This window comes from Kolteria novifilia, from assembly GCA_007748055.1.
GTDB classification, from domain to species: domain Bacteria; phylum Planctomycetota; class Planctomycetia; order Kolteriales; family Kolteriaceae; genus Kolteria; species Kolteria novifilia.
In genome coordinates, this window is the sequence record CP036279.1 from 6606879 (window position 1) to 6627989 (window position 21111).

A 21111-nucleotide genomic window follows, 5' to 3' on the forward strand; every position below is an offset into this window, starting at 1 on the left:
CGACTGATGCCAGCTTCGCACGGATGCGGGAGGAGATGGTTGCTCAGCCCCCAACCACGCTTTTCCCGGGAGGAATTCGTGTGATTGACTCCGCGCACGCTCCACCGTCCTTCGACCCGCCTCCCTTTGAACCGCCGCCGTTTCTGCGCAACCCGCACGCCCAGACGGTCGCCGGTTGCTTCCTGCAGGACACCTCCCGCTATCCGCTACGTCCCAAGCGGCGCGGCGTCCCCCTCCCCGATGGCGACATGGTCGTGATCCACGACGATCAGCCCGACGACTGGAATCCAGGCGATCGCGTCGTCTTGCTGATCCACGGCCTCGGGGGAAGTCATCGCAGCGCGTACTTGATCCGGATCGCCGCCAAGCTCCATCAGCACGGCTACCGCACCTTTCGCATGGATTTTCGCGGCTGCGGCGCCGCGGTCGGCCTGGCGGCCAAGCCCTTTCATTGCGGCCTGAGCGACGATGTCGCCGCCGCGATCCGGAAGATTCACCACTGCTGCCTGAACTCCCCAATCAGTCTCATCGGCTTTTCGATGGGCGGCATGACGATCCTCAAGCTGCTCGGTGAGGACCGCGACGACTTGGCGGCCGAGGTCGACAGCGCCTTTTCGATCTCCCCGCCGATCGACATCGTTCGCTGCGGTCTCTCGATCCGCGAACACCCCAACTACTTCTACGATCGCTATTTCACGAAGATGCTCCTCGATTTCGCCAAGCAGCATCGGCCCTTCTGCCAGCTCGCCAAGCGGGTGATCCGTCAGTCCCCCCGGCGGGTCTGGGACTTTGACGAGCTCTACACGGCGCGTAAATGGGGCTACGAGTCGGCGGAAGACTTCTACCAAGCGACCAGCGCCATCCAACATCTGCACCGCATCGAGGTCCCGACGCAAATCGTGACGTCGCGTGACGATCCGCTCGTGCCGTTCGACATGTTCGAGCGCGCGGAACTGTCGCCGTCGATCGGGCTGCATGTGACCGAGCGGGGCGGGCATCTCGGATTCATCGGCAAGCGGGGCGTCGACCCCGACCGCTGGTGGCTCGACTGGCGGGTCGTCGAGTGGGTATCGCAACTTCCGCGCCGATTCCCTGAAACGCGGCCGGTGGAGATCTTGACCAGCACGAGCCTGGCGTAGCGAGTTGGCAATTTCTCGCGACTTTCGGGGGTCTCTCCCCATTTTGGACTATTTTCTTCACGCATTTCTCATGAAAACCTCGCCCCCGACGAGCAGAATTGCTATCCAGCGAGCCTGAAATCATTGTCCAAAGCTCCGCGCACGGACCCCAAAAGCGGGTTAGAGTTCCTTGGACGAAGCGGTTAACATGTTTCGGATGGGGTGGCGACAAGGTCCGCCCCTCCCTCCGGAGAGAGGAGTTCGATGACCGAATCGGTTCTCGCCGCGCGTGAGGAAATGGGTGGCCGAGAACTCCCCGCTGGTGTCGTTCGCGTCTTTGGCGATTTGCGCGGGCGGACCGACGGGGACGTGCTCGCCCTGTGCTATCGCGACGATGGAACGCTCGTTTCCGTCGAGGACGGGGGAATTCTGCGCTGTTGGGACTCCGAACAAGGACGCCAACTCGAAGCGACCGATCTCGGCGAGATGGAGTCGTGTTGGGCCTTCGACCCCGACGGCCGACTCCTTGCCTCCGGCAGCAGCACCCTCAGTCTTTGGGAGAGCGTCACCGGAACGCTCATCGGACGTCTGGGCGATCTGCCCTGGATCGGATGCCTCCTCTTTAACGGCGATGGCTCCATGATCGCCACCGGACACGACGACGGCAGCGTCCGCGTCTGGGATGTCGCCAGTGGCAAGACCATCCGAACCTTCCGAGAACACTCCGCCGAAGTCTGTGCCCTCGCCTTCGGCCCTCAGTCACAGCAGCTCGCCAGCGCCAGCGAAGACCGCACCGTCATCCTCTGGGATCTCGACGTCAGCACGTCGGTGCGCACCCTCGAGGGCCACACCGACCGGATCGATGCGATCGCCTGGTCCCCCGACGGCAAGACGATCGCCTCGGCGGGTTGGGACACCTCCGTTCGACTTTGGAGTCCCGAGAGCGGTCAACTCACGGCGCTGCTCAACGGCCAGGGAGAGTGCGTCCACGCGGTCCGCTTCGGCCCCGAACCTCATCAGATGGTCTCCGGCGATTCCGACTGCGTGGTCAGGCTCTGGGAGTACTCCAAGCTCGCCGTCGCCGCCGAGTTCCGCGGCCACAAGGGGGCGGTGCGTCATCTCGCCCTCCGGCCCGACGGCCGCCAGATCGCCACGGGCGGCTCCGACCGAGCCATCCACTGGTGGGACCTGAACCGGCAGCGGTCGGTCGTTGGCGACGCCGCTCCACAAAGCGAAGTCAGGTCGATGGTCCTCTCCCCCAAGGGACGCGTGACCACCGTGCACCTGGAGGGATGCCTCGGCTGCTGGGACTTTGAAAATGGGCACCAGCAGAACGTCCTCCCCTCCGCGACCGCGTACGTCGCCGTCGCGGCCAGTCCCAAGGGACAGTGGGCGACCGGCGAGCTCGACGGCACGATCCGGATTTGGGATTCGCTCGATGCCACCCCACGCTGCCAATGGATCGCCCACGAAACGGCCGCGAGCGTCCTCGCGTTCGATCACGTCGGCAACTGTCTGGCCTCCTCGGCCGGCAATGACGGGATGGTCAAACTCTGGAATCCCGACACGGGCGCCTCGCTCGGAGTGATTCCCTCGGCGACGCGCGATTGCACGATCGAAACGCTCGCCTTTTTCCCCGATCGCCCGTGGTTGGCGGCCTCGGGCATCGATTGGCTCGGCCGCGAACACTCCGAGGGCGTCGTCGCGGTGTGGGATGTCGAACGTCAGCAGTTGATTCGCACCTTCGACGCGGGCGCCTCGCGAGTCGCCATCAGCGCCGACGGAAGCTTGGTCGCGGCGGTGACCACGTTCGATTCGATCATGATTTGGAAGACCGACGACGGGGAACTGATCACCGAAATCGCGGGACTGGAACTCGCGGTCCATTCCATCGCGTTCGATCCCTCGGGGCAGCACTTGGCCTTCGGCGGGGACGATGGAGGACTACGAATTTGCGAAACAAGCAACTGGAATGTCATCGCGACCTTCGACCTCGAAACCTCCCTCAAAGACCTTGCCTTCACGCCGGACGGTCAACATATTCTGACAGGCAATGGCAACTCGACCGCCTATCTTGTCGAAATCGGTAACTTGTCCGCACCTTGATCCTTCATAAACTCTGCGCCTTGGCAAGAAGACCTAGCCGACTGCGCCATCGGCCTTATGGCCAAGGCCCAAACGTGGCTACGATTCATGTGAGCAGCCCTCGTGCACGACACGAATTGGACGGGCACCGAGCCAATGATTCGACCTTCCGGCCGCGTGATCGCCGGACCGAGCATCTCGGCACCATTGCCTCTGGGAGCGACATCAACGACATCGGATGGAGCCATCGATGCCCAAGTCACTGATCATTACGGAAAAGCCGAGTGTCGCTCACGACATCACCGAGGCGCTCGGTGGGTTCATCAACCACGAGAAAGAATACTGGGAAAGCGATCAGTTCATCTGCACCTTCGCGGTCGGTCATATTCTCGAACTGATCAGTCCCGAGGAAATCGACAAGGTCTACAAGCGCTGGACGCTCGAACACCTTCCGATCATCCCCGATGAGTTCAAACTCAAACCCAAGGAAAAACAGACCAACCGCGTCCGCCTCATCAAGAAGTTGGTCAATCGTCCCGATGTCTCCGATCTCATCAACGCGTGTGACGCCGGCCGCGAGGGGGAACTGATCTTCCGCGAGGTCGTGAAGTACCTCGACGTCGACAAGCCGACCCGCCGACTATGGCTGCAGTCGATGACGCCAGAAGCGATTCGCCATGGTTTCGCCTCCCTGGAGCCGGGAGAAAAGTTCGACGGACTCGGCGCAGCGGCCGAATGCCGCTCCTTGGCCGACTGGCTCATCGGTATCAACGCCAGTCGCGCCCTGACCGTTCGCTTGCGGAGCCGGTCTCAGAAAAGCGCCTGGTCGGCCGGACGCGTTCAGACCCCGACCCTCGCCCTGCTCGTCGAACGCGAACACGAGATCCTCAAGCACATCCCCATCGACTTCTGGCGGATCGAGTGCGACTTCGCCCACGACCAGCAGACCTACCGGGGAACGTGGTACAACCCCGGCTTCAAAGAGGACGAGACCCAACCGCACGCCAAAGCCGATCGGGTCTTCGACAAGGCCCGGGCCGAAGCGATCGTCGCCGCCGTCACCGGAAAACCGGGTGTCGCGTCGGAGAAACGCAAGCCCTCTCGGGATGCGGCGCCGCCCCTGTTCGACTTGACCAGCTTGCAGCGGGAGGCGAACCGCCGCTTTGGTTGGTCGGCCGCTCGAACGTTGCGGGCCGCCCAGGGCTGCTACGAAACCCACAAAGTCCTCACCTACCCGCGTACCGATTCGCGCTGTCTTCCCAGTGACTACGTCAAGCACGTCGAGCAGGTGATCGACAAGTTCTCCCAGGGATCTCCCTTCGCGAAGAGCGCCGCCTACCTGAAGCAGAATGGCCGCCAGAACGATAGCCGCGTCTTTAACGACAAGGGGGTCTCCGACCACTTTGCCATCATCCCGACCGGACAGCTCTCAAGTCGACTCTCGGGCGACGACCAGAAGCTCTTCGATCTGGTCAGTCGGCGTTTCCTCGCCACCTTCTTTCCCCCGGCGATCTGGGAACAAGTCGACCGCCGGACCGTCGTCGGCGAGCACCACTTTCAGACCAAGGCCCGCTCGCTACGCGATCCGGGTTGGCGCAGTGTCTTCGGCCAAGAGGCCAAGGCGGACGATCCGAACGTCCTGCCCGCCCTCGTCCCCGGCCAGGAGAAGTCCGAAGGGGTCGCCGTCAACGTCGCCGAAACAGAGTTGAAGGACGACAAGACCAAGCCGCCCCCACGGATCACGGAAGCTCGACTTCTCTCGCTGATGGAGAACGCCGGCCGTCAGATCGAGGACGAGGACCTCGCCGCGGCGCTCGACGAGAAGGGTCTCGGGACGCCGGCGACCCGAGCCGAGATCATCGAGAACCTCAAGAACAAGCAATACGTCGACAAGAGCCTGCGCCCCACCGTCAAGGGGATGCGGTTCATCGACTTGCTGCAGCGCATCCACGCCGATCGCTTGACCTCGGCGGAATTGACCGGCGAACTGGAACTGCATCTGAGCGAGGTCGAGCACGGCCAGCGCGATTCCAGCACCTTCATGAAGGAGGTCGGCGAGTACACCCAGGACATCGTCGAAGCCGCGCGCAACTTCGACTACGACAAGATCTACCCCAACGACGAGGCCCTCGGGAACTGCCCCCTTTGCAAGCGGTCGGTCTACGAACGCTCGTGGTTCTACCGCTGCGAGGAAGACCCCGAAGCCGAGGGGGACGACGACTGCCCCTTTCGGATTTGGAAGGACAAGTCGGGACGCTACATCGACCGAACGACCGCCAAGACCCTCCTCGAGAAGGGAACGACCGGCGAACTCGACGGCTTCCGCAACCTGCAAGGGCGGACCTACAAGGGCATCCTCTCGCTTGAGGGGGGCAACCTCGCCCTCAAGCCGATCGTCGGTTCCGAGGAAGGCGAAGCGGACGAGAACCTGCCCAAGATCGACGTCCGCAAGGAACCACTCTGCCCCTGCCCGAAAAACAACGGCTGCCCCGCCGCGGAGTCGGACGAACCCTGCAACATCGTCGAGACCGAGAGCGACTTCATCTGCGAACATCGCAAGAAAGCGTTCGAGGCCGGCCAACCGAAACCGACCGGCCCCGTCCTACCTCGAATCGTCTGCAAACGCGTCATGAAGCGTGAGGAAGCGATCGCCTACTTCCAGAAGGGCGAGACGCCCCTGATCGAGGACTTCATCTCGCGTTTCGGACGCAAGTTCAAAGCGACGCTGCACACGCGCGAGACGGGCAAACACCGCTTCGAGTTCCCCCCCCGCGAGGGTGGCGGGAAAAAGAAGTCCAAGAAAAAGGCCGCCAAGGGCAAGGCGAGCACCAAGAAGAAGGCCGCCGCGAAGAAGAAAGCCGCCAAAGCCAAGCCGAAGGCCGCCAAGAAGAAGGCCGCGTCCGTCAACAAGTCGACCGAACCGCCCGTCGCTTGATCGAACGTGGTCGGCCAAGACCCACCCGGCGCCAAGGACCAACGGGTGCCAGTGGCTGCTGGTTTGCCAGTGGCTACAGGGCCCAGAAGATCCCCAGGACCTTCTCGGGCACCACGATCCGGTCGCCCGGCATCAACTGATAGTTCGTCCGCGTGTCGCCACACGACGAGATTGCTTTCCAATCGACCTTCAGGATCTGATCCGCCCCACCTCCCGGATTCGGACGAGCAACGTGAATGCGGTGGACGCACGCGTCGTGCTTCAGTCCGCCCGCGAGCATGATCGCGTCGAGCACCGTGTCGCTTCCCGTGACCGGGTAGCGTCCCTCCTCCCGCACTTGCCCAACGACGTAGAACGCCTTGCTCTTCGACGCCTCGAGGTCGAGGTAGACCATCGGATTTTGCACGTACTCCGAGAGACGCTCGCGAATCTTCTGTTCCGCCTCCATCATCGTCAGACCCGCGACATGGACCTGGCCGTAGTAGCCCAGCCCGATGGTGCCGTCTTGACGCACCAGCCGCTCCCCACACAGCGGACGCCCCTTCAAGAGCCCCGACGATTGGATCACGAGGACGTCCGGCGGTGCGATCATGTAGAGCGGCAAGCTCGTCATCCGTAGCTCGCGCGGGAAACAGGGATCGTCAAAGCCGAGATCCCGCCAGCGTTTGCCCGGCCCCTTCTTGATGACTCCCAACTCCTTCATGAGCTGACGTTCGGCCTTCTTGACCTTGTGATGATGCTTCGCATGGCGGCAACGGTGGGCACCGTGCTTGCGGCAGTTGACGCGGCAGACCGTCGACGACGACTCCTCGGCGGATTCGACGGACGCCTCCTCCGCGTCGACGTAGACCGGCTCCTCGTACCAGGAGTCCCCGACGCTGAGCATGGGGGTCTGGCCGATCTCCTCGGGACCAGCGGCAAGAACCGAGCCGCTCGGGGCTCCGATGGCGTCATCGACAAAGCGGGTTCCGTTCCCTCTCGACGGCACTGCCGCCCGAGCGCCCGACGACGGACGCCGACTGGTGGGCGTCGGTAGGAGGATCATCTTCTCCTCCTCGACGTCGGAGGCCTCCGCGGGGACGCCTTCGAGAGACTCGAAACCGACCAGTTGGAGTTCGTCGTCGCGCCGCTCGTTCTCGCTCACCTCACCGTTGATCGGTGGATTGGTGTTGAGCATCGGGAGGCTCGGCGTGATGAACCGAGGAGTCCCTCCAGGCGCCTTCGGCGCGCCTCCGCCACCGAGCGTGCCGCACCCGGCAAGGGCCAGCGACAACAAGGGCGCGACCAGAAGGCTTCGATAGGCTCGGGCGTTCGTCTTCATCGGATCTCCGATCCTTCCATCGACACGGCGACGGCGGCATCAAGGGCTGACCACCCCTGTCGCGGCTAGAGAGGGAAGACGAACGCGTGGTGCGGATCAAGGAGAGGGTCGTCTCCCCGCAGCGCCTCCGCGCCCCGGGAATGAACACTTGCTCTTCTCATCGGAATTGTCGTCACATGCGCCAGGACAGTCCCAGCCAAACGACCCCGACCATCCCGGAGAACTCGCCCCGCGATCGGTTCAGTCGCTAGAGACCACGTAACCGTTACGACCCGACATGGGATTCCCCTTCAGCGCGACGGCCATACAACAGCGTACTAGCCTTCGCCTCAAGAGTAGTTCGTTGGCCCGGGGCTCCGCGAGTTGGTGCGGGACGAGAAGGGTGATGCAGGCGAATCCGCTGGATTCGTCGATGCGGCCCAACAAAGTTCCGCGCCGACGCAGCCAGCCGAAGCCAGAGCCGACTTTTGAGACGAAGCCAAGTGATAGGGCCGACGTTCGGGGTGAGTCTGGGGAGCCTGGCACGATGCGATTTACCATTCTTGGCGATGGAGCGATGGGGACGGCTTGTGCATTGCTGCTCGCCGAGCAACCTTCCCAAGAAGCGACGATCTGGTCCAACTTCGACGGCCACTGCCAACTTTTGGAAAAAGATCGCGAAAACAAAAAGTTTCTCCCCGGCGTCCCGATCCCCGACAAGGTGTCATTGACTAGTGACATCGCGACCGCCAACAACGCCGATGCGTTTGTTGTCGCCATTCCGACCGTCTACTTGGCGGATACTCTCGGCCGCATCGCCGACCAGTTGCCCAGCGACAAACCCTTCATCAGCGTCGTCAAAGGGATGGAGCGCGAGACCTTCCGCTCGCCGAGCCAGATCATCTCCCAATGCCTCGGCGACCCGCCCATCGCGGTCCTCAGCGGCCCGAGCCATGCGGAGGAAATCGCTCGCGGCATGCCCGCCAGTGTCGTCGCGGCCTCCGGCGATCTGCGACTGGCCGAATGCGTCCAACAGTGGTTCACCACCGATCGCTTCCGGGTCTACACTTCGCTCGATTTGCGCGGGACGGAACTCTCCGCGGCCCTCAAGAACGTCATCGCGATCGCGGCGGGCATCTGCGACGGGCTCAAGTTCGGCGATAACGCCAAGTCGGCCCTCATGACCCGAGGCCTCGTGGAGATGACCCGCTTCGGCATCGCTCTCGGGGCGGAAGAAGAAACCTACTACGGCCTCGCGGGGCTCGGCGACCTCTTCACGACCTGCGTCAGTCCGCACGGACGCAACCGGCGGGTGGGCCAGAAGCTCGGCGAGGGGATGACGCTCGAGGAGATCCTCGCGGAGACCGAGCAAGTCGCCGAGGGGGTCGAGACCTGCCGCAGCGTCCACGACCTGGCCCGCAAGAAGGGGATCGACATGCCCCTGACCGAAGAGATCTACAAGATCCTCTTCGCTGGCAAGAGACCCCTCGAAGCCGTCGAAGCCCTCATGAATCGCCCGCTCAAGCAAGAGCGCTAGTCGAAGCGGGTGAATACGCTACACTCTCGTCTTTGCCCAATCGCCAAAGTGATATCGAAGCGTCGCGCAGGTCCCGCGGAAGTAGAGGTCGATCAGCATCGCCAGCCACGCCCCGAGAAGGCCGAGACCGACCGCGGCGCTGGTGAACAGATACGCCAGCGGGATCCGAACCAATAGAAACCCCGCCGCGTCGTAGAGCAACGGCCAGCGCGTGTCCCCCGCCCCTTGCAGCGCCCGGGTCAGGATGATCGTCGCCGCCAGCGCCGGCATTCCCAGCGCGATCAGTTGAAGCACCGGAACGCCGAGCGCCCGAACGCTGTCAGTCATCTCCGGGGGCGTGAAGAGCGCGAAGATCAACGGCGCCCCGAGCACGAAGCCAACCCCGAAGAGCGACAAGAGAACCGCCCCGTAGCCGAAGACCGCCCATCCATACTGCCGAGCCAGATCGGGCCGGCGGGCTCCCAGCGACTGCCCGACGAGGGTCGCCGCGGCCACCGACATCGCGTCGGCCATCAGCCAACTGACCGATTCGCCCCGGATGGCGACCCCGTGGGCCGCGATCGCCGCGTTGCCGAGCCCGCTGATGATCGAGAGATACCAGAGCTGGCAAACGACGACCGACATCCCGTTGACACCGCCCGGAACGCCGATGTTGAGGATTCGCCGAAAAACCGCGAGATCGGGCTTGGGGATACGAAGCGGCACCCGCAGTCGACCCTCCCCCCGCACGAGCCAAGCGAGCGTCACCAGCCCACCGACGACGTAGGCCGTCGCCGTCCCCGCCGCCACGCCGGCCCATCCGAACGCCGGAATCGGTCCCAACCCGGTCGCCAAGATCCACGAGGCGGCGATGTTGACCACGTTGACAATCGTGATGATCCACATCCCCGCGATGGTGTAGCCCGCGGCCCGAAGCGCCCCGACGCCGACGCGCAAGAGGAGCATCATCGGGCAACTGCTCCCCGCGATGACGAGGTACTCGACCGCCGGTCCCCGCGCGAGCTCGTCGGGAAGAATCCAGCCGATCACCGTCTCCGCGGAGCCCCAGACCACGAGCATCACGCCTAGGCCGACCAGGAAGCCGAGAAGCAGCGATTGCAGTGTCATCGCCGCCGCGTCGTCGAACTCCTCGGCCCCGACCAGCCGGGCGACGATCGCTTCGGTCCCCTTGGAGACGAAGGTCCCCGAGGTCTCGATGAGCCAGAGGAGATAGCCGCTGACGGTCACAGCCGCCAAGAGATGGACTTCACCCAGGAGCCGTCCGGTCAGGATCGTGTCCGACCAGCCGACGAACATCCCGAGCAGGTTTTGAGCGAGGACGGGAATTGACAGGGCCCAGATCAGGCGTGACGACGCCTTGGGGTCCTTGTGCAGCGCCGACAGCATGACCGCAACATTGCTGCCCCGCGAGCCGGAGACCGACTCCAGACGACGGCGGACGCGTCGGTCATCCAATCCGTCCGGAGGGCTCTTCGTCGCCATGCACGCCTTCCTTGGGCACTCGTCGCTATCGTGTCCGTCTCGACAAGGGGAGAGCCTCTTACGTCGCCCCTTGTCCAAGGGGAAGCGTTCGGAATGCCCTCTTGCCGATGAGAGATCAACCGAAGCCGATCGGTTCCCCAAGAACGAACAATCGGGAGCCGATCACGAGGACCGACTCCCGATTGATTGTAGAGGGGTTGATTGCGTAAGCGAGACCGGCGGGTAGCCATGCACGAACTTGGCCAACGCCAACGCTCCCCCCTTGTCGAAGGGGGAGCCTCTTACGTCCCCCCTTGTCCAAGGGGGGAAAGAGGGGGGGCTCCTCGCCTAGAAGAGTTGCTTGATGTACTGGCCGTCACCGAAGAGTCCGCTCAAACGGAGCGGACGTCCGTTGGGCGAACGCAGTTCCGTCGTCGGTTCGATCCCGACCGACTTGTAGAGCGACGCGAAGAGGTTCGAGACCTCGACCGGCTCGTCGACGATCGCGACGCCATCCTTATCGGTGGCTCCAACGACTTCGCCGCCCTTCATGCCGCCACCGCCCAAGACCACCGACCAACAACGGGGCCAGTGATCGCGACCACCGTCGATGTTGATCTTCGGCGTCCGACCAAAGTCGCCCATCCAAACGATCGTGGTCGTCTCCCACAGACCGCGTTGCACCAGGTCCTCGACCAACGCGGAGAAGCCATCGTCGACTTGCTTGAGCCGTGACGGTCCGCCGTTCATGGGCGCCCCGGCGAGAGCTTCGAAAATCCCGTTATGCATATCCCAACCACCGAGGCCGACCTCGATGAACGGGACGCCGTTCTCGACGAGACGACGGGCGAGCAGGCAGCTCTTGCCGAACTGGTGATCGCCGTAGCGAGCCTGCATGTTCTCCGGCTCTTTGGAAATGTCAAAGGCATCGAGCAAGGTCGAGCCCATGAGCTTGTGGGCTTTGCCGTAGATCGCCGAGTGATCTTCGGGAAGACCACCGCGACGCTGCTTGACAAAGCCGGTCTCGATCGCGTTCCAGAGTTCGGCGCGGCTCGCGTGGCGAACGTCGCTGACCGGCGTGATCGTGTTCGGCACCGGCCGACCCGCGTTGACGCGGAAGGGAGCGTACGTCATCCCGAGGAAGCCCGGGCTCACGCCCTGACCACCCGCGCCCAGGCTGACATTGCCAGGGATCTCAAGACTCTCGGGGGAGTTGAACTTTGCGACACAAGCGCCGATCGCGGGGTGCACGACCGTCGGCAGCGGGGGGAACCCCGTGTGATTCAGGTACGTGCCCCGAGCGTGGTCGGCCTCGCGGCTCGAATAGGAGCGGATGATGTTCAGGTGCTTCATCTGCTTGGCGAGTTGCGGCAGGTGCTCGCAGATCTGGCCCGAACCGGTCGTTTGGATCGGCTTGAACTCACCGCCGTTCTTACTGCCCGGCTTGAGGTCCCAGATGTCGATCGTGGCCGGCCCGCCGCTCATCCAAAGCAGGATCATGCTGCGCGTCTTGGGCGCCTTGCCACTCTCGCGGGCGGCGTGAGCAGACTGAATCCACTGGGACATGGGCAGCGCCATGCTCCCGGCCGCGGTCATGTGCTTGACAAAGTGTCGACGCGTGATCGCCATTCGTCTGTTCCTTTCGTCGTCCGTTATCCTGGGTCAGGGGATTCTGGGGCAGAGCGACAAACCGCGCCGCTCCCTCCCTGTTCGGGGTCATCCAGCAAATCATCGGGAGCGAGCGATCGTCGTCGATCTCGTCACCAGCCTCGGGCGTGGCCGGTGCCCTCCCCTCAACATCTCCGGTCGCCTTAGTGATTCAGAAGGAACTCGTTGGAGTTCACCAAGGCCCACATCACATCCTGCAGAAATTCCTCTTCGCTGCGCGAGTTGCGTTGCAGCACGCTAAGCGCCTTACGCTCCTGGCCCATCGGCCGACGGCAAAGGGCCACCATGAAGAGGTCCTCCACCTTGTCATCGGTCTTCTTCTCGGTATTGCCCACGAGCTCGTGCAGAAACGTTCCGGGCGTCGCCCGCGTCGCTTGATGAATCAGGCGACTGTTCATCATCATCAGCGCCTGGCTGATCGATCCCTCGAACGCCGGCGTCGTCGTCGCCAACTGATCCGACGTGAAGGTCCGCATGATCGCGTTGATGAACATTGCTCGTTCGCGAGCCGGGTCCATCGAGCGGCTGGCACGATCGTAACGCGTCAACGCCATCAGTGAGTCGTAGAGCTGCTCCGGCGACATCGGCTTGACGAGTTGGAAGGTGAAGAAGCCGATCGCCGCCTCCGCGTCGCGACCGCGCTGCTTGGTGCTGAGGCCGTAGGCGTCGGAGCTACAGATCCAGCGAATGGCCCGCTTGACGTCGTAGTCGTTCTTCTTGAAGTCCTCCGCGAGCCGATCGAGCAGATCGGGCATCGTCGGCTCGTCCTGGCCGTTGTCGAAGTCGTCGACGTTCTTGATGAAGCTGTGGCCGAAGAACTGGTACCAGAGGCGATTGATCATCGACTGCGCGAAGTAGGGATCGTCGTCGGACGTGACCGTCTTCGCGAGCACTTCCCGAAGGTAGATCGGATCGCCGGTGTCGGGAACCGACATGTCGGGATTGAGCAAGAGATCGAGTTCGGCGCTGAAGGTCAAACCGGCATCTTCCCGCGAGCCCGGCTCACGAGCCTTCTCACCGAGCATCAAGTCGTTGATCGAACGGCCGTCGAGATAGCGCGGCGGCGTGTAGACCTGCATGCCGTTTCGCAGCATGAAGTAGGTCCCACCGTCGGCGAGTTCCTGGTAGGGAATCTCCTCGAGCGTGATCGACGCGGTGTAGGTGTCGCCGCGCTCGTCGAGTTCTTCCTTCTCGAACTCCTTGGTCCCGATGAAGAACGCGTTGAGCCCGTGGAAGTGGTGCTGCTTCCACTCGTTCCAGGGATGAGCGTGACACTCGGTACACTGGGTCTGCACCGAAAGAATGTTGCGGGTGAAGTAGGAGGTGACGTCCGCCGTCCGATCTCCCTGCTTGTGGGCGAGGATGAAGTTGACGGCCGGGTTCTCCTGCCACTCGCCGCGCGCCGAGATCATCTCGTAAGCGACTTTGTCCCACGGCGTGTTGCGGTTGAACTCGCGCTCGAGCCAGGCGTGGAACGCTTCACGGTTGGTCTCTTCGTCGTCGAAATCGGGACCGCTGGGAATAAGCAGCTTGGTCCAGATATTCGCCATGTTCTTGCCGAAGTCCTCCGACGCGAGCAAGCGGTTGACCAGGTTCTCGCGACGCTTGGCGGACTTGTCGCGGAAGAAGGTCTCCGACTCTTCGAGCGTCGGGATGCGACCGATGATGTCGAGCGACGCGCGCCGCAGGAACTCGCCATCGGTACATTGCTGAGAGACGGGGAAGCCGAGGTAGCTCCACTCCTCGCCGAGGGCTTCGTCGATGTAGGTGACGTCGTCGGGTGTCGCCCAGGAGTACTGGCCGTCACCGGTCTTCTTGGGAGTCCCCGAACGGCGCTCCGTCCGTTCGCGTTCCTTTCGGAGCTGACGAAGCCGGTCGAGCGCGGACATCGAGCCCGATCCCGTTGCCCCCTTCTTGCCCGCCATCGCGCCCTTGTTGGGTTTCTTCATCGACTGTCCGTGCGCCGTCGGGCCAGCCGCGAACACGAGCATTAAGGCGGGCACGCAGAGGCCGACCGCGATCGCGAGTCGATAGCCGCTCAGGAGGCGCTCTCGAGAGCCAATCGTCATCTTCACATCTCCCATGGGCAACAACACCCCAACCGGGCCTTGAGCGAAACCAAGGTTCAAGCGTGAAAACTCAAGGAAAGTCCGGTCCAGGTCACAAGTTATGGCAAGCGTGCTTGGGATGCCGCCACAACACTATCGTTAGATGCCCTTGCCGGGGAAGAGTTCCCGAGTTCCCGGTTTTGGGACCGAAAAATTGCGGGCATCCGTGAAGAAAACGCCACACCTCCCCCGATTCGTACGAGGAAACGTCCCCATTCGTCGAATCTCGACGAACAAAGTGGAACCTCTCCGCGCCCACGAACGGGAAACGGACGTTCTTTTCCATTGTTAATGATAACCCAGGAGAACGATGAATTGAAGGGGGAAGCGAGGGAAATGAGGCTTGAAGATACCGGAAAGAACCCGACCAAGAGGCAAACCGCAAACCGTTTCGAGAAAGAAGCTTACACTGACTCAGAAATCCTGGACGCCCAGTCGTGCCCGCTGGCAGAGCAAAATTAGTTCGCCGGTTCGTTTCTGCACGCTTTCGTCCACGCCGTCGGCGGCATCGACCGACTCCTCGAGCCGGGCCCCGGCTTCGGTGATCGAGCCGTAGCCGTAACCGCCCCCGGCCCCCTTGAGTTGATGGCCCACGCGGCGAAGGGCTGGAGCATCTTTCTCCTCCACGCTCTTCATGAGGACAGCGATCGTCTCCTTGAGACCTTCCGCGAACTCGACGAGGAGTTCCCTCATCTCGGCATCGTCGGCGAAATCAGAACGGAGAGGTTCCATAAGGGCGCAGTCCTTCGGCGAGCTCACGGCGGGTCATCCTCGCAAACCAACTTATGCCTGACAAGCGTTTGTCAAATCACAATCATCAAGATTGTCGCAACGGGCACGCCAACCGCAGAAACTCTAGTTCATCAAACCTGGATCGCAAGCGAGTTCGTCTCTTCTCCCGATCACGCCTCCTGGCCCCTAGCCGTCCGCTTGATCGCTCGGGCAATCAAGGGGCCGCGACATGATCTCGTACTCCCGCACCGGCAACCCGCCGACGAGGTGCTCCTGGATGATCCGTTCAAGCACCGGCGGATCACAGTCGGCATACCAAGTCCCTTCCGGGTAGACCACCGCGATCGGCCCCCCTTCACAAATCCTTAAACAGTTCGCCTTCGTCCGGAAGATCCCCCCCTGCTCGCTCAGCTTCAGCTCCTTGAGTCGACCCTTTAGGTACTCCCACGCCACCAACGACCGCTCCCGGTCGCAGCACTCCGGCACCTTCTGATCGCAACAGAGCATGATGTGACGCTTGATCACCGGGATGCCAAGCTTCTCGGCCTTCGCCCGCTGATGCTCGCGGGCCTCGTCGCTACTCATCGAAGTCTCGCCCCTCCACCGCCGTGCCCCCCGCTCGCCGACCTTCGCCCTCTACGGGCCAGCGAAGTCACCCCTCAACGGGCCAGCGCCGCCGACTCCGATCATCATATGGGCGGGCGTGTCGTGGTCTCCCCGGCGCACAACCGCTGCAACCCCGCCGGCCCGCGCCGACGACCCTCCTCCCTGCGGAGAACTGCCGCCACGCCTTCATGATTCACCGGCGAGATGACGATCCTCCTGATACCCCTTGCCAGCAAACGACCGACGACGACCGACACCAGGGAGCATACGCGTGGGCATCGCCCGATCACTCGACATCGCGATCACCGGCCTGAACACCTACTCGACCGACATCGAGATCATCGGCAACAACATCGCCAACGTGAACTCAACGGCCTACAAGGAGTTCCGCGCCGAGATCGTCAACTCGCTGGTCCTGCTCGAAAACCCGGGCACCCCCGTGACCGCCGACACCGCCGGCTCCAACCCGATCCAGTTCGGCCTCGGCGTCGAGATCGGAGCGGTCACGACCGACTTTAGCATCGGCCCCCTGATCACCACCGGCATCTCCACCGACGTTTTCATCGATGGCGCCGGCTTCCTCGTCGTCGAGGACGCCTTCGGCCAACAGTTCTTTACCCGCAACGGCGCCCTGCAACTCGACGCCAATGGTGATCTCTCCACCGCCGAGGGACTCACCGTCCAGGGATTCCAAGTCGACGCCGACTTCAACATCACCGATGAGATCGGCAACCTCAACATCCCGATCGGCACCCTGACGATCGCCGGCGAAACGACCACCGCCAGCCTCGAGGGAGCCGTCGACCCGACCGGCGAGATCGCCACCGACGCCACCATCCTCGACTCGCTCGCGACCAACACCACCGATCTCAACACGCCCTTGGCCGACGTCACCGTCGATGGCCAGCCGATCATCGATGACGGCAGCGGCGCCTTCACCGAAGCGGTCACGATCACTTACACCCCCTCGGGCTCCGACTTGACGCCCGCCCCGGCCTCGATCATCCTGAACCCGACCGACCCGCTCTCGACCCTCACCAACTTCATCGTCGGCACGCTCCAGATCGACACCGACCTCGAACAGCCGGCCGGCAACGAACCGGGCGCGACGATCCTCGACACCGGGCAAGTCCGGCTCACCGGTAACCTGGGAACGATCAACGACTTCTCGGTCTCGACCAGCGATTTCGTGGTCGAAACCGTCGCGGACGGCACGCTCGGGAGCTACAACCTCCCTTTCGAGGACCGAGCACAGACCGCCAACGGCGAGTCCGCGGGCCTCCAGTTCGAGGTCTTCGACAACGTCGGCGACGCCTTGCCGGTCACCGCCTCGATCTATCTCGACGAGGTCAACAACACCGGCTCGGTCTTCCAGATGATCTTCTCCAGCTCCGCCAATGAAGTCGCCGACGGCATCGACCGCACCGTCGGGATGGCAACCCTCGCCTTCGACACCAACGGCAACTTGACCGACGTCGTCGGCAACGAGATCACCATCACCCGAGGAGGAGTGCCCCAAACGATCACCATCGATGTCGACGGCATCCAGGCCCTGGCGGTCGCGACGAGTCAGATTGTCCTGGCCAACCAAGACGGCTTCCCCCCCGGCACGCTCGAGGACTTCGCCATCGAGGAGGACGGCGTCCTCTCCGGCCTCTTCTCCAACGGGCAAGTCCGCCCTCTCGGACAAATCGTCCTCGCCCAGATCGACAACCCCAGCGGCCTACTCGTCGAACCCGACAGTCTCTACTCGCTCGGGCCCAACAGCAACGTCGTCGCGATCGGCGCCCCCAACGACGTCACCGGCGGCCTGCTGGCCGGGGCCCTTGAGGGCTCGAACGTCGACGTCACGATGAGCTTAGTCGACCTGATCGTCGCCTCGACCGCCTTCGTCGCCAACACCCGCACCGTCGCCACCAGTCAGGATATCTTCGACGCCCTCATCGCGTTGCCGCGCTAACGAGGGGCCGAAAGTAAGTGTCATCATCGGCAGTTCCCCCTCTCCCACTGGGAGAAGGGCTAGCGGCGAGGAGGCGAGCTCGTAGGACAGGCCTGTGGCCCGCCAGATTTGGGCTTCGACGCTCCATTGTCAGGCAGGCTGAAACGATCCGTTTTCCACGTCGCTCAACCAACGACAAAAACGCACGATTTTTAGACGTCATTCTTAGACATGACAATAGAAGTGTCGGCGTCTCGATCTTAGCCCGCGCCGCCTCAAGAACGAACAGCTACTCTCGATTATTTTCGAACGCCCTTGGCCGCCGTGGCTCATTTCGACCCGCCGTATTCCAACACGGCTGAAAGCAGCCCCCCAAAACGTGCGCAAAACGGGGCCAAATCGGTTCAAAATCGGTCCTTTTTTGATGAGAATGGGAGCAAACGGGAAGAGTTCGAGGTCTGTTGGTGACCCATTCGTCCTCAACACGTGAAGATAGGCGACTTGCTTTCATCGCCCCGAGAGGTGGCAGTCCCCATTGGAACAAACCCGTTCGACGATTCAACACCTACCTCGACATCGCTCCCTCTTGTCCAAGCGACTTCTTATTGCTCCCCCTTGCCCAAGGGGGAGATAGAGGGTCTTCTTCTCTCCCCCCTTGCCGAGACAAGCTCTGATCGCCACCAACGTCTTCAACCGCAACGCCATTGACGATTGACGTTCACCCATCAACGTCACCGATTCCGACGACCGTGCCTCTTTCGTCAACCGCAACGCCGTTGACGATCAACGTTCACCCATCGACGTCACCAATTCCGACGACCGCCCCTCCTCGTCAACCGCAACGCCGTTGACGATCAACGTTTACCCGTCGACGTCACCGATTCCGACGACCGTTCCTCCTCGTCAACCGCAACGCCGTTGACGATCAACGTTCACCCATCGACCGTCACCGATTCCGACGACCGCCCCTCCTCGTCAACCGCAACGCCGTTGACGATCAACGTCTACCCGTCGACGTCACCGATTCCGACGACCGTGCCTCTTTCTTCAACGGCAACGCCGTTGTCTAATGAAGCCCAGGGTCGCGCTTCGCGCACCCTGGGGACCGACCAGACATCCTCCAAACGCCGAAGGTGTTTTCTAACCCTCCGCGCCACGGAGCGGCCCCCTCCCGCCCCCGTTAGAAAACCCTTCCAGGGTTTCCGGCACGCGGCGTGATCCCAACCCAGGGTGCGCGAAACGCGACCCTGGGCTTCGTTAGTCAATGCCTTCGGCATAGGGCCAGGCCCTCAACGCAGCCCCCCTGTTGCATCGAGTACCCATCAAGAACCGGCGATCTGAGGAACATGAGATCTCGACGGCATCATTCAACCCTCGTCAACCGCAATGCCGTTGACAATTGACGTTCACCCATCGACGTCACCGATTCCGACGACCGTGCCTCTTTCTTCAACCGCAATGCCGTTGACGATTGACGTTTACCCGTCGACGTCACCGATTCCGACGACCGTTCCTCTTTCTTTAACGGCAACGCCGTTGTCTAATGAAGCCCAGGGTCGCGCTTTGCGCACCCTGGGGACCGACCAGACATCCTCCAAACGCCGAAGGTGTTTTTTAACCCTCCGCGCCACGGAGCGGCCCCCTCTCACCTCCTTTAGAAAACCCTTCCAGGGTTTCCGGCACGCGGCGTGATCCCAACCCAGGGTGCGCGAAACGCGACCCTGGGCTTCGCTAGTCAATGCCTTCGGCATAGGGCCAGGCCCTCTCCTCGAATCGGGAGGACCTCGATCGGGTTGGTCGACCGTTACCTCGTCAAGAGACTTGTAGGTCAGGCTATTTGCCTGACTCTTCCCCGAGTTCCTTCTCTCGCGCCACCCTGAACATCGCTTCGGGCCAGTCTTTACCGGGATCATCATGGTCATCGATGCCGTCCATCCCCAGGTTGCGGATGACGAACCCCGTTGCATCGTTCTCGTAGAGGAGCGGGCTTCCCCCTCGGGACCGGGGGTGCCGATGATCTCGGCCAGTTCGCTTGTCGAACACAGAACGTGAGTTTGATGACGGAGCATCCATGGTCGGTTGGGCGTCGACCAGAGCCACCTCGCCTTCGAATTTGTCGGGTCGATTGGGAGCCGCTCGGTCGCCCAAGGCGGCACTATCTTCGAAAGCCGAACGGCTTTGAGCTTCGGGAATCCCTCCAGGCTTTCCGGCGTGGCGAACTCCATGCAGGACAGCATTGCGGCCCGATCCGAGATGATCACGTTTCGAAGCCGCACGGATCGCGGGTGCCGTAGTCGTAGGGGAAGTGCAGCGGCGGTTCGAGGGCTTTCCAGAAACCATCCCGCACCGCCATCCACTGCTTTGGCCCCTTGTTGATCACCCACTGAATGCGGTGACGCTCCTTAATCCGCATCGTCTCGATCACCAAGGGGGTCGCGGTTTCGCCACCGATCTCCTCGGCCTCCGGCTTGATCTCCGAGAACCAAACCAGCTCACCCTCCGCGCGGATCTTGGCGATCTCGGCTTGACGCTCCCGCCAAGCGAGGTAGTACCACACCGACCACGCGAGAACGGGCAAAAGGAGGAGACTCCCGACGATGACTAGTCGCCGGCGCCAGCGGGAGGGACGTTTGCCCCCTTCCCCTCGCGATCTTGCTTCGGTTTCGGTCATCATGGAACAACGTTACCTCTTGGCGCATCTCGACCGTCCCGCCTACAACGATCGCACCACCCCTGCGTGCCAACGGGGATACGTTGAGCTCTCCAGCGATAATCCGGCGCCAAAAGTCGACGAATCGGCTTGCGAATCGGGCCGGAGCGCTAGAGTGGAGTGGTAGCCTGTGGGAACAAACGTCTACCCCTGCGCCCTCTCCATCGCTGGAGGCCTACTTGATGACGCTTGGGATTCGCCCGACGGCCGACGCGGACGCAACGATCAGTTCCGCGCGAGCTCGTCTCGATCCGGAGTTCGCGTCCCTCCTCGATCCCTTTCTCCATCAGCTCGAGGTCGACGACGAGACGGTCGTCTGCGGCACCTGGCCCGATCTGCGACTCGCGTTCCTCAATAAGGGGTGGTTCCTCGCTCTGAAACAACACCATCCTCGGCCGGAAGAGTCCGACCGCTGGGGGCTGGGAAGGAACATACTCGATGGCATCCACGGTCCGCTAAAGTCCTTCTTCGAGACGAACCTCCGACACTGCTTGGAGAAGTCGGTCCCCTGGCATCATCGCTACGAATGCTCCTCGCCCAACGAGTTCCGCGAGTACCAAATGAACGTCCTGCCCCTGCCCCGGCAAGCGGGCCTCTTGATCCTGCACTTTCTCACCGAGCGTCGTCCCCACGAAGAGCGGCGCGTCCTCCATCATCCCGAGGAGCAAACCTTTCGTGATCGAGACGGCTTCATCATCCAGTGCTCCTACTGCCGACGGGTCCGGAAAGCCGACGGGGAGCCTTCGTGGCACTGGGTCCCCGAGTGGGTGGCCACGAGTCCTTCCAAGACGAGTCACGGTCTATGTCGCGACTGCTTGCTTGCCTACTTCGATGCTCTTGTCGACGTCGACTCTCCCGCCGCGACGAGCGTCCCACCGAACAATGTTGTTCGGGGAGATGGGTAGCACCTCG

Annotated in this window: 13 protein-coding genes; 6 read left to right on the plus strand and 7 right to left on the minus strand. The window is 62.6% G+C overall.

What is annotated here, in order from left to right; genetic code table 11:
• Positions 1-80 precede the first annotated feature (80 nt).
• The 3 genes from Pan216_RS24315 (at position 81) to Pan216_RS24325 (ending at position 6138) form a co-directional block, all read left to right on the plus strand.
• On the plus strand, positions 81-1139 hold the full coding sequence (locus tag Pan216_RS24315) for a YheT family hydrolase (RefSeq protein ID WP_419192933.1): 1059 nt from the start codon (positions 81-83) through the stop codon (positions 1137-1139).
• Between the two features lie 243 nt (positions 1140-1382).
• Positions 1383-3224: a WD40 repeat domain-containing protein gene (locus tag Pan216_RS24320; RefSeq protein ID WP_145262243.1), complete on the plus strand. Its 1842-nt coding sequence runs from the start codon at positions 1383-1385 to the stop codon at positions 3222-3224.
• A 229-nt stretch (positions 3225-3453) separates the two neighbouring features.
• A complete protein-coding gene (locus Pan216_RS24325; protein WP_419192934.1) occupies positions 3454-6138 on the plus strand; it encodes a DNA topoisomerase 3 in 2685 nt (894 codons plus the stop codon).
• 73 nt (positions 6139-6211) lie between these two features.
• Here the strand turns inward: Pan216_RS24325 and Pan216_RS24330 are convergent, their stop codons facing one another.
• Entirely contained in the window at positions 6212-7459 is a 1248-nt protein-coding gene (locus Pan216_RS24330; protein WP_145262247.1) for a polysaccharide biosynthesis/export family protein, read from the minus strand.
• A 526-nt stretch (positions 7460-7985) separates the two neighbouring features.
• On the opposite strand from Pan216_RS24330, the gene Pan216_RS24335 reads away from it, so the two are divergent.
• Positions 7986-8975: an NAD(P)H-dependent glycerol-3-phosphate dehydrogenase gene (locus Pan216_RS24335; RefSeq protein ID WP_145262249.1), complete on the plus strand. Its 990-nt coding sequence runs from the start codon at positions 7986-7988 to the stop codon at positions 8973-8975.
• A gap of 18 nt (positions 8976-8993) precedes the next feature.
• Here the strand turns inward: Pan216_RS24335 and Pan216_RS24340 are convergent, their stop codons facing one another.
• The 5 genes from Pan216_RS24340 to Pan216_RS24360 form a co-directional block, all read right to left on the minus strand.
• On the minus strand, positions 8994-10457 hold the full coding sequence (locus tag Pan216_RS24340) for an MATE family efflux transporter (protein ID WP_145262251.1): 1464 nt from the start codon (positions 10455-10457) through the stop codon (positions 8994-8996).
• A gap of 327 nt (positions 10458-10784) precedes the next feature.
• On the minus strand, positions 10785-12065 hold the full coding sequence (locus Pan216_RS24345; RefSeq protein WP_145262253.1) for a DUF1501 domain-containing protein: 1281 nt from the start codon (positions 12063-12065) through the stop codon (positions 10785-10787).
• A gap of 182 nt (positions 12066-12247) precedes the next feature.
• Positions 12248-14173 carry a DUF1549 domain-containing protein gene (locus Pan216_RS24350; protein WP_419192935.1) on the minus strand — a complete coding sequence of 642 codons (1926 nt, stop codon included), beginning with the start codon at positions 14171-14173 and terminating at the stop codon, positions 12248-12250.
• A gap of 453 nt (positions 14174-14626) precedes the next feature.
• Positions 14627-14944, minus strand: coding sequence for an Hpt domain-containing protein (locus Pan216_RS24355; protein ID WP_145262257.1), 318 nt, complete (start codon positions 14942-14944; stop codon positions 14627-14629).
• Between the two features lie 186 nt (positions 14945-15130).
• Complete coding sequence (locus tag Pan216_RS24360; protein WP_419193695.1) at positions 15131-15451, minus strand: (2Fe-2S) ferredoxin domain-containing protein; 321 nt, start codon at positions 15449-15451, stop codon at positions 15131-15133.
• A 370-nt stretch (positions 15452-15821) separates the two neighbouring features.
• Between Pan216_RS24360 and Pan216_RS24365 the strand changes: the two genes are divergently transcribed.
• Positions 15822-17510 carry a flagellar hook-basal body complex protein gene (locus tag Pan216_RS24365; protein WP_419192936.1) on the plus strand — a complete coding sequence of 563 codons (1689 nt, stop codon included), beginning with the start codon at positions 15822-15824 and terminating at the stop codon, positions 17508-17510.
• Positions 17511-19746: 2236 nt separating this feature from the next.
• Here the strand turns inward: Pan216_RS24365 and Pan216_RS24370 are convergent.
• Positions 19747-20163, minus strand: coding sequence for a hypothetical protein (locus tag Pan216_RS24370; RefSeq protein WP_145262263.1), 417 nt, complete (start codon positions 20161-20163; stop codon positions 19747-19749).
• A gap of 218 nt (positions 20164-20381) precedes the next feature.
• Here Pan216_RS24370 and Pan216_RS24375 point away from each other — a divergent pair, with 218 nt between their 5' ends.
• On the plus strand, positions 20382-21104 hold the full coding sequence (locus Pan216_RS24375; protein ID WP_145262264.1) for a hypothetical protein: 723 nt from the start codon (positions 20382-20384) through the stop codon (positions 21102-21104).
• Positions 21105-21111: the final 7 nt, after the last annotated feature.

Excerpts from the sequence above, each read along its gene's own strand:
- Pan216_RS24350 (WP_419192935.1), bottom strand. The coding sequence starts at position 14,173 with ATGACGATTGGCTCTCGAGAGCGCCTCCTGAGCGGCTATCGACTCGCG.
- Pan216_RS24325 (WP_419192934.1), top strand. The coding sequence starts at position 3,454 with ATGCCCAAGTCACTGATCATTACGGAAAAGCCGAGTGTCGCTCACGAC.
- Pan216_RS24335 (WP_145262249.1), top strand. The coding sequence starts at position 7,986 with ATGCGATTTACCATTCTTGGCGATGGAGCGATGGGGACGGCTTGTGCA.
- Pan216_RS24360 (WP_419193695.1), bottom strand. The coding sequence starts at position 15,451 with ATGCTCTGTTGCGATCAGAAGGTGCCGGAGTGCTGCGACCGGGAGCGG.
- Pan216_RS24375 (WP_145262264.1), top strand. The coding sequence starts at position 20,382 with ATGACGCTTGGGATTCGCCCGACGGCCGACGCGGACGCAACGATCAGT.
- Pan216_RS24370 (WP_145262263.1), bottom strand. The coding sequence starts at position 20,163 with ATGATGACCGAAACCGAAGCAAGATCGCGAGGGGAAGGGGGCAAACGT.
- Pan216_RS24355 (WP_145262257.1), bottom strand. The coding sequence starts at position 14,944 with ATGGAACCTCTCCGTTCTGATTTCGCCGACGATGCCGAGATGAGGGAA.
- Pan216_RS24340 (WP_145262251.1), bottom strand. The coding sequence starts at position 10,457 with ATGGCGACGAAGAGCCCTCCGGACGGATTGGATGACCGACGCGTCCGC.
- Pan216_RS24320 (WP_145262243.1), top strand. The coding sequence starts at position 1,383 with ATGACCGAATCGGTTCTCGCCGCGCGTGAGGAAATGGGTGGCCGAGAA.
- Pan216_RS24345 (WP_145262253.1), bottom strand. The coding sequence starts at position 12,065 with ATGGCGATCACGCGTCGACACTTTGTCAAGCACATGACCGCGGCCGGG.
- Pan216_RS24330 (WP_145262247.1), bottom strand. The coding sequence starts at position 7,459 with ATGAAGACGAACGCCCGAGCCTATCGAAGCCTTCTGGTCGCGCCCTTG.